Annotated in this window: 13 protein-coding genes; 5 read left to right on the forward strand and 8 right to left on the reverse strand. The window is 35.9% G+C overall.

What is annotated here, in order from left to right:
* The 5 genes from ACY65O_RS05345 to ACY65O_RS05365 all read right to left on the reverse strand — a co-directional run.
* On the reverse strand, positions 1-227 hold a 227-nt coding region (locus ACY65O_RS05345; protein WP_462219817.1), incomplete at its 3' end, for a DNA gyrase subunit A.
* 203 nt (positions 228-430) lie between these two features.
* Positions 431-889 (reverse strand): IS200/IS605 family transposase, encoded by a 459-nt coding sequence (gene tnpA, locus ACY65O_RS05350; RefSeq protein ID WP_462219818.1) that lies wholly within the window; start codon positions 887-889, stop codon positions 431-433.
* A gap of 138 nt (positions 890-1027) precedes the next feature.
* Entirely contained in the window at positions 1028-1843 is an 816-nt protein-coding gene (locus ACY65O_RS05355) for a DUF1835 domain-containing protein (protein WP_462219819.1), read from the reverse strand.
* A 23-nt stretch (positions 1844-1866) separates the two neighbouring features.
* A complete protein-coding gene (locus tag ACY65O_RS05360; RefSeq protein WP_462219820.1) occupies positions 1867-2652 on the reverse strand; it encodes a class I SAM-dependent methyltransferase in 786 nt (261 codons plus the stop codon).
* Between the two features lie 3 nt (positions 2653-2655).
* The gene (locus ACY65O_RS05365; RefSeq protein WP_462219821.1) at positions 2656-4542 is read right to left on the reverse strand and encodes a DNA topoisomerase IV subunit B; all 1887 of its coding nucleotides are present in this window, start codon (positions 4540-4542) and stop codon (positions 2656-2658) included.
* Positions 4543-4669: 127 nt separating this feature from the next.
* Here ACY65O_RS05365 and ACY65O_RS05370 point away from each other — a divergent pair, with 127 nt between their 5' ends.
* The 5 genes from ACY65O_RS05370 to ACY65O_RS05390 all read left to right on the forward strand — a co-directional run bounded on the left by ACY65O_RS05370 (position 4670) and on the right by ACY65O_RS05390 (position 8401).
* Positions 4670-5455, forward strand: a complete 786-nt coding sequence (locus ACY65O_RS05370) for an SDR family oxidoreductase (RefSeq protein ID WP_462219822.1) — start codon at positions 4670-4672, stop codon at positions 5453-5455.
* A gap of 135 nt (positions 5456-5590) precedes the next feature.
* Entirely contained in the window at positions 5591-6085 is a 495-nt protein-coding gene (locus ACY65O_RS05375) for a BON domain-containing protein (protein WP_462219823.1), read from the forward strand.
* Between the two features lie 28 nt (positions 6086-6113).
* A complete protein-coding gene (locus ACY65O_RS05380; protein WP_462219824.1) occupies positions 6114-6530 on the forward strand; it encodes an SH3 domain-containing protein in 417 nt (138 codons plus the stop codon).
* 164 nt (positions 6531-6694) lie between these two features.
* Positions 6695-7681, forward strand: a complete 987-nt coding sequence (locus ACY65O_RS05385) for a DUF1028 domain-containing protein (protein WP_462219825.1) — start codon at positions 6695-6697, stop codon at positions 7679-7681.
* 21 nt (positions 7682-7702) lie between these two features.
* Positions 7703-8401, forward strand: a complete 699-nt coding sequence (locus ACY65O_RS05390; RefSeq protein ID WP_462219826.1) for a thioredoxin domain-containing protein — start codon at positions 7703-7705, stop codon at positions 8399-8401.
* Positions 8402-8763: 362 nt separating this feature from the next.
* On the opposite strand, the gene ccsA is transcribed toward ACY65O_RS05390, so the two are convergent.
* The 3 genes from ccsA to ACY65O_RS05405 form a co-directional block, all read right to left on the reverse strand.
* Positions 8764-11283 (reverse strand): cytochrome c biogenesis protein CcsA, encoded by a 2520-nt coding sequence (gene ccsA / locus ACY65O_RS05395; RefSeq protein WP_462219827.1) that lies wholly within the window; start codon positions 11281-11283, stop codon positions 8764-8766.
* Positions 11284-11295: 12 nt separating this feature from the next.
* On the reverse strand, positions 11296-11700 hold the full coding sequence (locus tag ACY65O_RS05400) for a four helix bundle protein (RefSeq protein ID WP_462219828.1): 405 nt from the start codon (positions 11698-11700) through the stop codon (positions 11296-11298).
* A 75-nt stretch (positions 11701-11775) separates the two neighbouring features.
* Positions 11776-12071 (reverse strand): cytochrome c maturation protein CcmE domain-containing protein (locus tag ACY65O_RS05405; protein WP_462219829.1); only part of this gene is annotated, 296 nt, incomplete at its 5' end.

Consider the following 12071-nt stretch of genomic DNA (forward strand, 5'->3'; position numbering starts at 1 on the left):
TACTGCATACTTTGCCCAATAATATTAGCCACTTTATTAAACCGGCCATCATCCATCTCTTTCATGGCATGAAGGATCCTTCTTTGCACCGGTTTTAAACCGTCTTCAATGGCAGGCACGGCCCTTTCCAATATTACATAACTGGCATAATCTAAAAACCAGGTTTTGTATTGGCCGCCAATTCCATTATCTACATGAATGTATTCTTCTTTGTTTGCTTTTGCCATCTTGGTGTTTTTCTTTCTACTAACATATCGCTCCTAAGGAGCTGAAAATTTGATAATTTATTTGTCATTCTGCTACTAACATATTGCTCTTACAGAGCTGAAATATTTTACATCTTTAGCCCCAGCGGGGCAATATATTAGTAGCACTAACAGGAATAACGTGTGTTTTTTAGCTCCGTAGGAGCGGTATGTTTCTTATTTCGTCAATCATAAAATTCAAACAAATATTTTTCATCGTATTCAATCTCAAATTTTTGTAAAAATTCAATGTATTCTTCTTTAAAAGTTTTCTTTTTGTGATGTTGTGGTTGGTTTAAAACATAATTAACCACCGTTGATGCCTGCGATTTTGAATAAGAAAATGCCCCGAACCCTGTTTGCCAAGCAAATTCATTTACAAATTCTTTTTCTTTTACAAAAGATGATAAATTAGCTTTAATATCCCTTACCAAATCAGAGATAGCCATGTCGGGCTTCATGCTAACAAAAATATGGGTATGGTCCGGCATGCAATAAATGGCATACAATTTTTGTTTTTTTTCTGCAATAATTCCAGACATATATTTTTGCAATTCTTCCCTAAAAGGCTCTTTAATAAAAGACTTTCTGCCTTTAACAGCAAAGACGATTTGAATGTACAATTGAGAATAGGTATTTGGCATATTTAAATTTTAGAAAGTGCCTGATTTTAACATGTCGCTCCTACGGAGCTATTGAAAATTTATTTCATTTTATTCTACTAACATATTGCTCCTACGGAGCTGATATTTGCAGTTTTTTTTCTTCAATCAGTTAACCCTTTACGAGGCGGAGGGGGTTTTCACTTCAAAATCTTTCATGTTGCCCAACTTCCCCTGCACATCAAACATTTCATTTGCTATCATCGTTTTTAAACGCCACAATAAATACATATCGCCGGTGGTGTGTTTTGCTTTGCTTAAAAAATGATGAATAATTTTTGAGGCTTTTTGCCAATCGCCGGTTACCTGTTTTTTTAATTCGGCATCATAAAAATCATAGTCTTCGCTTTTTAATTTTTTGCCGCCTTCCAGTAATCGAACGCCGCCGTTTTCACTACATATTTTTGTCCACTCATCAGGATCAACTTCAAATTCGCTCAGTGTAATTTCCCTGGCTAATTTTTTTGCCTTTAAAAATTCTTTTGCCGGTATTTCATTTATCCAGTTAGGATAAAAAATATTTCCTTTTTCATTGATGAAAGGAAGATTATTTAAATACAAAATAAAAACCCTGCCCTGAAATTCTTTCATATAGTTTAACAGCCAGTAGTAGCCGCTAACATCATGTTTGTTTTGTGCGGCCCATATCCAGATGATCTCATTTTCATCCCTGCGCATGGTTCCTACTAATTCAGCTGCGGTTTTATAATCGTCCACTTCGCCGGAATCCACTTTGCTATCGCCATCGCCACCGGCAAGTACCTCACGCCACCATTGCTTACGTTCTTCAATGCCCTCTGCCAAATAAATATTATTTAAAGGCCCAACGGCATAATCATCTTTAATTTGTATCACTTCTCCCTGTAAACTTTCATCCAGTTCAATTGCCTGCTGCAATACTTTTATATCCGGCTCGTTAAAAACTATGTGTATCATTATAGCAGTTCTTTTTTAAAATTTTAATTTGGAGTAATTAAATAGTAAACACAGGTGGTAAAAAAATTACGTACCCATGGTATTGATTTTATTAATCCGTTTTGTTTTTTAGATTTCCACCCAAATTTATATTCGTAAATAGGATTGATTAAGTAGTGCGTTTGATTTACTACTTTATATCCTGTTTGGCCAACAATTTTTTCAAACCTTTCAATTGAAATGCCTGTTTCTTTTATCTCCATCATTTCAGCTACATTTTCTTTGCCGGTTTTTAATATGGCTTTATACACAAATGCCGGTAACAAATGAAACCAGGGTATCTTACTTAAAAACTTTCCTTTCATTATTTGCTGGTGACCACCAAATGGCATTTGCCATGGAGGGAAACCAAAAAATATTACACCGTCTTTATTCAAAAAACTTTTCATCCACGCAATTAATTTAGGCTGGTCGTGAATGTGTTCAATAACATCTTTTAAAATAATGATGTCGAACTTACCTTTTAATTCTTCCTCAACATTTACTTTGTAAACATCTTTACTGATGAAGAAAATTTTTTGAGCGTTTAATTCTTCCTGCATCCATTCTCTTGCCATTACTAATCTTGGTTCATCCAATTCTACTCCTACACCAATGCAACCTTTATCTGTAAATGCTTTTAACACACCAGCTTCGCCACAACCAATTTCTAAAACTCTTGTTCCAGCAACTATGGGTTTATAATTTTCAATAAACGGAATTACATATTTACAGGTGTTATCCACCTGTATCTCAAAATATCTTTTCCTGTCGCCATGAAATTCAAACATGTTTTATTTTATTTCTTCAGCAAGGTCTAATTCCACCTGTAAATTATCAATAATAAATTCCTGGCGTGATGGTGTATTTTTCCCCATGTAATATTCCAGCAATTGCTGAATATGTGTTTCAGGCAACAGCATTACCGGCTGCAGTTTCATATCGTTGCCAATAAATTTTGCAAACTCATCGGGGCTAATTTCTCCCAAACCTTTAAACCTGGTTATCTCTGGCTTTGTTCCTAATTTTTTTACAGCATTTTGTTTTTCTGTTTCATCGTAACAATAAATAGTTTCCTGTTTATTTCTAACACGAAACAAAGGCGTTTCTAAAATATACACATGGCCATTCTTAACCAAATCAGGAAAAAATTGTAAAAAGAAAGTCATCAGCAATAAACGGATGTGCAAACCATCCACATCGGCATCAGTTGCAAATACAATATTATTATAGCGCAGGTTTTCGTAGCCGTCTTCAATATTTAATGCATGCTGCAGTAAATTAAATTCTTCATTTTCGTACACCACTTTTTTTGTAAGACTAAAACAGTTTAAAGGTTTACCACGTAAACTAAACACTGCCTGCGTATTTACATTTCTTGCTTTGGTAATACTGCCGCTGGCACTGTCGCCTTCGGTAATAAAAATGGTACTCTCTTTTTGTTTTTCTAAAATGCTGTCTTTGTCTTTGCCACTCGGCTCGTCGTTGTAATGAAATTTACAATCCCGTAATTTTTTATTATGAAGGTTGGCTTTTTTTGCTCTTTCGTTGGCCAGTTTGCGAATGCCCGATAATTCTTTACGTTCTCTTTCGTTTTGTTCAATACGTTTTTTTAATGCTTCGGCAGTAGCAGGGTTGCGGTGTAAATAATTATCTAATTCTCTACCCAAAAAATCTCCAATAAAATTTTTCATGCTGGGTCCGCCTTCATACACATTTTGAGAACCGAGTTTTGTTTTGGTCTGGCTTTCAAAAACAGGCTCCTGTACACGAACGCTTATGGCTGTACAAATACTGCCCCGTATATCTGCAGCATCGTAATCTTTTTTAAAAAAATCACGAATGGTTTTTATATAGCCTTCTCTAAAAGCGGCCAAATGCGTTCCGCCCTGTGTGGTAAATTGCCCGTTTACAAAACTGTAATATTCTTCGCCATAAGTGCCTTCGTGTGTAATGGCTACTTCAATATCTTCTCCTTTTAAATGAATGATGGGGTAACGGATTTCATCCGCATTGGTTTTTCGCTGTAATAAATCGAGCAAACCATTTTTACTTACATAGCGCTTGCCATTTAAATTCATTACAAGCCCTGCATTTAAATAACAGTAATTCCAAAATTGGTTATCTAAATACTCCTGTACAAAATGAAAATTTTTAAAAATCTGGTCATCAGGAATAAACTCTACAAAGGTGCCGTTATCTTCTTTTGTTGCAGCTTCTTTATGGTCTTTTTTTAAAACACCTCTTTCAAACTCAGCAGTTTTTTCTTTGCCTTCACGGTAAGCCGTTACTTTAAAATAATTGCTTAACGCATTTACTGCTTTTGTACCTACGCCATTTAAGCCCACACTTTTTTGAAATGCCTTACTGTCGTATTTGGCACCGGTATTTATTTTACTTACTACATCCACCACTTTACCCAGCGGAATACCACGGCCGTAATCTCTTACAGTAATTGTTTTGCCATCAATATTTACATCTACATGTTTGCCATAACCCATGGTGTGTTCATCAATACAATTGTCCACCACTTCCTTTATCAACACATAAATGCCATCATCGGGGCTGCTGCCATCGCCTAATTTGCCAATGTACATACCGGGGCGAAGACGGATATGTTCTTTCCAGTCTAAACTTTTGATGGAGTCTTCTGTATAATCAAATAAATCTTTTTCTGCCATTAGTTTTCTTTTTCAGCGCTGCGAATATAGCGGAATGAAGGCATTTTCAGGCGAAACGAATTATCCACATCAAACAAATAAATGTGAGAAAAAATAAAATTATTTAGCTTTATCCAAAATAAAAAAAATGAATCTTGATCTTTGGGGAAAAACAGCATTGGTTTGCGGCAGCACTCAGGGGCTGGGCTATGCAAGTGCTGTGGAACTGGCTTTGCTGGGCTGCAATATTGTTTTACTGGCAAGAAATGAAGCCAAATTAATTGAAGCCCTAAAATCTTTACCCAAAAATGCCCAACAAAATCACCAATATTTGGTGGCCGATTTTGCCGATACAGTATTGGTAAAAAATGTTATTGAGGAATTTGTAAAGAATAATACCATTCACATTTTAGTAAATAATACCGGCGGACCGGCAGGCGGCACGGCATTAAATGCCAAACCCGATGAATTTTTACTGGCTTTCAATAACCATCTTATTAACAACCATAATTTAACCCTTGCCGTTGTACCGGGCATGAAACTTGTGGGTTTTGGAAGGATAATAAATATAATTTCCACCTCGGTAAAAATACCGCTTGCAGGGTTGGGCGTTAGCAATACCATACGTGGTGCTGTGGCGGCCTGGGCAAAAACTTTGGCAACTGAGCTTGGGCCATTTGGTATTACTGTAAATAATGTATTGCCCGGTTTTACAAAAACCGGCAGGGCAGATTATGTGATTGCAAAAAAGGCAGAAGACACTGGTAAAACTGAAGCAGAAGTATTGAAAGCATTAGAAGAAGAAATACCTGCAGGCAGAATTGGAAAGCCTGAAGAGTTTGGTGCAGCGGTTGCATTTTTATGTTCGCCTGCGGCATCATATATCAACGGCATAAATTTACCGGTTGATGGTGGAAGATTAGGTTGTTTATAATTTTAACAAGATGCAACGGGTTACATAAAAATAAAGTCTGTATAAACCAATGGAAAATGTTTAAAGTAATTCTGAGTAATCAATTTATTTTTTCCTTTCTTTGAACAATTATTATAAAACAAAAAACTCTTAAAGATGAAACTGATTAAATTATTAACGGTGATTGCTGTATCAGCAACGCTGTTTTTTGTAAGCTGCAAACCTAAGGATGCAGATATTAAAGCAAAAGTTGAAGAAGCACTTAAAGCTGATAACATGATGACCGGTACAACAGTTGAGGTTAATGAAGGCATTGTTACACTGGGTGGGCAATGTAAAGATGACTCCTGCAAAGCGCATTGCCAAAAAACGGTTGAAGCTGTTAAAGGTGTAAAGTCTGTAGTAAATAACTGTACTGTAACTCCACCTCCGCCGCCACCACCAGCTTCTATGACAACCGTTATGGATGCAGCAACAAAACAAAAAGTTACTGATGGTTTAAAAGATATTAAAGGTGTTACAGTTACTTTTGAAGGTGATAAAGCTGTACTTGCAGGCACAGTATCTAAAGACGACAGAAGAAAAATTATGCAAATGCTTGCCTCTGCAAAAGTAATGTCGGACGTTAGCAAATTAATGGATAAAAAATAATTACAATCAAAACTAAAAAATAAACAACATGGCATTACAAGATAAATATGCTGAATTATTACAAGCTGCAAACACTATGGGAGTGGCAAATTTAGCAGTAGCTGAAAAAGATGGCGTATTACATGTAAGCGGTACTGCAAAAAGCACTGCTGATTATGATGCACTTTGGGCATTGTACGATAAAATTGACCCTAATATGGCAAGCGGCGATTTAATGATGAATGTAGATATTAAAGCTGATGCTGGGGCTCAATTAAAAGTAACAACTGATTCTAACAACTTAAATATCAGAAGTACACCAAGTACTGATGGTGCCATTGTTGGTAAAGCAGCACACGACGAAGTGGTAACATTGGTTGAAAAAACTGATGACAGCTGGTGGAAAGTAAGAACTGCCGATGGAGAAGAAGGTTATGCCTATGCACAATATCTTTCTCCAATGTAAGTGTGAATGGTGAATAGTGAATGGGCAATAAAATGATAGCGTATATTTTCATTCATAATCTTTATTTACCACAGCCTGTAAGTCTTTCACTTATAAAATTTAAAAAGCCATTCCATTTATTTGGGATGGCTTTTTGTTTGTAGCTTTAAAGCAAATTTATTTTTATGAGAAAGCTGATTTTATTTTCGGTAATAATTTTTTTAGCAGTTGATAATGCTTCGGCACAGTTTTTAAAAAAAGATAATGGCCTTGCACACACTTTTTCCATTGTGGCAAGAGATGCTAAAACAGGGGAGATGGCTGTTGGTGTGCAAAGCCACTGGTTTAGTGTGGGCACGGCCGTTCCCTGGGGCGAAGCTGGTGTTGGCGTGGTAGCCACACAATCTTTTGTAAATAAAAGCTATGGCCCCAAAGGATTGGCATTAATAAAAGCTGGTAAAACTGCACCCGAAGCATTGCAGGAATTGCTGGCGCAGGATGAAGGAAGAGAAGTAAGACAGGTGGCGATGATTGATACTAACGGAAATGTAAATGCACACACCGGAAAAAATTGTATTGATTATGCATCGCAGATTGTGGGCAAAAATTTTTCGGTGCAAAGTAATATGATGCTGAATAACAAAGTTTGCCCGGCTATGGCAAAAGCATTTGAAGCCAGTGAAGGAAAACCACTTGCCGAAAGAATTTTGATAGCATTACAGGCAGCACAGGCAGTTGGTGGTGATATACGTGGTAAACAATCCGCAGCAATATTAGTAGTTGCCGGTAAAAGCACCGGGCAAATATGGACGGACCGCTTAATTGATTTACGTGTTGATGATAATGATCTTCCATTGGTAGAAATGGAAAGATTATTAAAATTATTCAGGGCTTATGAGCATATGGACAAAGGCGATTTAGCTACCGAAAAAAATGACATGAAACTGGCTATGGAAGAATATGGTGCAGCTATGAAAATGTTTCCTAAAAATTTAGAAATGCAATACTGGACGGCTATTACTCTTGCCAATAATAAAAAAGTAAAAGAAGCCGGTATAATGCTGCAGAAAATTTACAAGCAGGATGCCAACTGGAGAGAATTGACAAAAAGATTAACAAAAGTAAATTTATTAACCGTTAGCGAAACGGATTTAAAAGAATTAATAAAGTAATTTTACAGCAAATTATATTTTATGAAATACACATTCCGCATAGTTTATGTTTCGCTTTTTACATTGCTTTTATTTAGCTGCACTGCACAAACAAAAACAAATTTAACTGCTGATGAATTTGAAAAAGCTGTAGCAAAAGATTCTGTACAAATTTTAGATGTAAGGACCCCGGGGGAGTATGCAGGTGGTCATATAAAAAATACATTGTTGGCTAACTGGAATGATGCCACAGAATTTGAAAGAAGAATCAGTTATGTAGATAAAAATAAACCGGTGTATGTATATTGTCTTGCTGGTGGCAGAAGTGCTGCAGCTGCACAAAAAATGAGGGCTATGGGTTTTGAAAATGTTTTCGAACTGCAGGGTGGTATTAATGCATGGAAAGCGGGCAATAAAAATTTAGAAGACGTTAGCATTGGAAAAATGCCTTTTTCATTAGAAGCTTTTAATGCAGCAATCAATTCTTCTAAAACGGTATTGGTAGATTTTGGTGCTGAGTGGTGCCCGCCATGCAAAAAGATGGAACCTGTTTTACAGAGTCTTCAAAAAAATAGTGCAGGAAAGTTTAGTTTAGTAAAAGTTGATGGCGGAAATGATGAAGCCATTTTAAAAGAATATAAAGTGACACAGTTACCAGTATTTATTATTTTTAAAGATGGCAAGCAGGTGTGGCGCAAAGATGGGGTAGTGGATGAAAAAGAAATTGCCGCACATTTATAAGAAAAAATATTTCTCCTGTAAACTTATGCTAATTAGACATTGAATCTATCTGATCAAAAAAAATGTCAGGTTGAGCTTGTCGAAACCGGTGCAATAGTTAACCCGCCTTCGACAAGTTGCTAATGACAAGTATTTTAAAAGTTTGATAAACAATATTTTACAAAAATTTATTTTAGCCACTAAGGCGCAAAGACACTAAGGAAAAATGCGTAGCATTTTTTTTGCTTTGTGTCTTTGCGCCTTAGTGGCAACCCTTTTTGTTAGCGAAGCTGAGAAAATTCTTTCTTACTGTCATTAGCAAAGAGCTTAAATTTTTTTTATGAGTGCCTCAGGCTGACAGTATGGTTTCAATGTATTTTATATTAACCACCTGCCATAAAGAACATATAAAATAATGCAACGGCTGTAAAAATTAAAGAACCGGCTGCAAGCACAGGAGAAAGTTTTGCTCTTTTGATCATACTCATTACAAGGCCTATTGCCATTACCAGCAAACCCAGCCACACTAAATTGATATAAGGAAACAGGTAAGCTTTAATGGTTACAAAATCTATAATTTTTTCAGATTCTTTAATACCAATTTTTACTTTTTGCCCATCTGCCACACCTGCAAATTTTAGATATACATTTTGAGCATAAACAGTATCATCAATTTGAACAGCATTTTGTGTTTGCATATCAATCTGAATTAAAGGATAGGCTTTGTAACGCATGCTGTCTTGAGTTACCAGTGTAATATCCGCCATTAATGCAGCATCATTTTGTGTAAAATGAAACTTATCATTATTTGGATTTTTTACCACCTGGTTTAAAATTAAATAACCTTTACTGTAATAAGCCGTATCACCTTCAGCAATTTCTTTAATAACAAATTGTGCGGTATCTGTTTTGTTACTTTCCGGGTTTATACTGGATATATAACTGTAAATATCTTTTGTTAAATAACGCTTGGTGCTGGGGTTACTGCTTTTTAATTCTTCTTTACCCACATACACATCAGGTGTTAACTCAAATTTTTCACTGCTGTCTTTTTTGGTGAACATCAGTTTATAAAATTGCCTTCCTTTTTCATTACCGGCGGAGTCGCCGCTGTAAGTAACATTGTAATCCAGCATTCTTGTAGGCACATCTCTTAGCATCGTTAAATTTTCCAAAGGATTTTCTTTACTATCTTTTCCAAATGGGATATTAATGCCCGTTACCCTGTTATCGCTGATAGTTTTTTTATTGCCCGAAGAAATTAACATGCCCAGGATCATTATTGCAAAACCTAAATGTGCAATAGAAGCACCTGCGGCTTTTAATTTTCCATTTAATCCCGTCCATATGTAAGCAGCATTGGCAATTATTGCATAAATAGATGCAAACAATGCAATATAAACAGCGCCTAAAAACCCTGCACCCTTTGTATAATAAGTTATGGGATAAAAGATGGCTAAAGCCGCAGTGATAACTGCAGCAATAAATGTTGGTACCGCAATTTTCTTAAAAATATATTTTGATGGCGTGCTTTTGTATTTAAAATATTGTGTAATGGCAGTTAGTAAACCAATAATAAAAGCCACCAGTACCATTACTTTGTTGTAAGAAAATTCCACATCTTCCGGCGGCGCCAGTTTGGTATTAAAAATTGCATTGAAAACCGGTACCGATGTTTTTGCGCTTATAAATAATGCTGATAAAAAGAAAACAACAGCACCTATAAACATCCAGAATTCACGGGAGTCAATTCTTTCTTCGGTATTGATAGAAGGGATTTTTTTGTAGTTAATAAAGAACAAAACAAGAGCAGGCACTGTAAATGCTGCCATCAAAGCTAAAAGCATTGAATACGTAACAACTTTTGTTTCTTCATTAATTGTAAATGCATGTACCGATGTATCTGATAAAACTCCCGTACGGGTTAAAAAAGTAGAATATAAAATAAATATAAACGTTAAAAATGCAAACACATAACTGGCCCGTAAACTATGGCCTGTAGCTTTATAAATTACCATGGTGTGCAAGCCTGCAATTAAAACAAGCCATGGTACAAGCGATGCATTCTCTACCGGATCCCATGCCCAGTAACCGCCAAACGATAAAGATTCGTAAGCCCATTTTCCACCCATCATTATACCCACACCTAAAACACAGGCGCTGAATAATGCAAAGGGTAGTGCAGGTTTTACCCAATCGCCAAAGCGTTTGGTTTGTATGCCTGCATAAGCAAATGCAAAAGGAATTATGGTGCTTGCAAAACCTAAAAATAAAACCGGCGGATGAATTACCATCCAGTAATTGCGGAGTAAAACATTAAGGCCAACACCGTCTGTTAAAAAACTTAAATAATTAGGCTGGCTAAAAATTGGTCCTTCAATTTCGTTACGGGTTAATGTAAAAGCACTGGTACCAATTTTTACATTAAAAACATAAATCCCTAAAATCATCATGCCTAAAAAAAACTGTGCTAAACTTATCACCGTCATTACCGGGGCTTCCCATCCATTTAGCAAAGGGCTTTTACTTCTGGCAATAATAAAAATGCCCAATATGCTGTGCCATATCGTCCATAATAAAAAACTGCCTTCCTGGCCTTCCCAAATACAGGCTAATAAAAATTTTGGATCTAATTCTTTTGATGCATGCTTGTAAGCATACATGTATTCAAAATAATGATTGGAGCAGATATAAAATATTACAGAGAAAATAATTAATACAGAAACAACTTGAGTGATAAAAGCAATTCTTGCGAAACGGGTCCAGGATTGTTTTTCAAGAATATTCGGAGATCGGCTTGCGATAAAATAAGAGATAGTTGCAAGTAACGAAGCAATAAAAGATAATATAACAAAGAAATGTCCGATTTTTCCAGGCAATAAATGCTCTCCTATAAACTGCATAGTAATTGGTAATTAGGAATTTGGAATTTGGTTAGTTTGTTGCACCGGCTGTTTCTTTGATTTGTCTAAATAAGCGATGTAACCATTTATTAATTTAAAAACAAGTTCACATTTTGCTTCACCATCATTTAATTCGTTCTGCGATATATAATTCTCATCAAAAGCCGTAGTTAATTGCTCCATGGTTTCTGTAATTGATCCTCTTGCTATTATAAAAAAATTACGTGTATCTGTAAAAGTATATCTTCCATATCCTTCGGCAATATTTCTTGTAGCCGATCTGGAACAATCAACTATTTGAGGAGTTAAAAGGAATTTTTCTTGCGGGGGAAATTTTTTTACAAGTGCAGCTATAAATATTCTTAGCTCTCTTGCTTTTATGTAGCACTCTAAATCTTTGTATCCTTTATAATTCATTTAACAACTATTTTCAGCTTTCTTTAAGCAATAGCACGCTGGCAACCCTAATTCCAAATTACAAACTCCCAATTCCTATTTATTGGTAACACTTTTCTCCATCTGCTTCTTATCATCTTTATATTTACTCGGGCATTTTAAAGTAATGGTCTGGCATTCAAAAACATCTCCCTGCATTTTGCCCTGCAGTACCACTCTTTCACTTTGTTCCAGTTCGGTAGGTTTGCTGTTATGGTATACTACTTTTGTTTGCGATCCCAAACTGTCAATAATACTAAACGTTAAATAGTTGGGGTTTTTTACAGCGTCGTATTCAATAGGTTGCGATTTATCTAATTTAGCAATAAGATGAACGTATTTGCCCTGCTTAT

Origin of the sequence: Ferruginibacter sp. (assembly GCF_031430955.1) — a bacterium.
Taxonomy (GTDB): domain Bacteria; phylum Bacteroidota; class Bacteroidia; order Chitinophagales; family Chitinophagaceae; genus Ferruginibacter.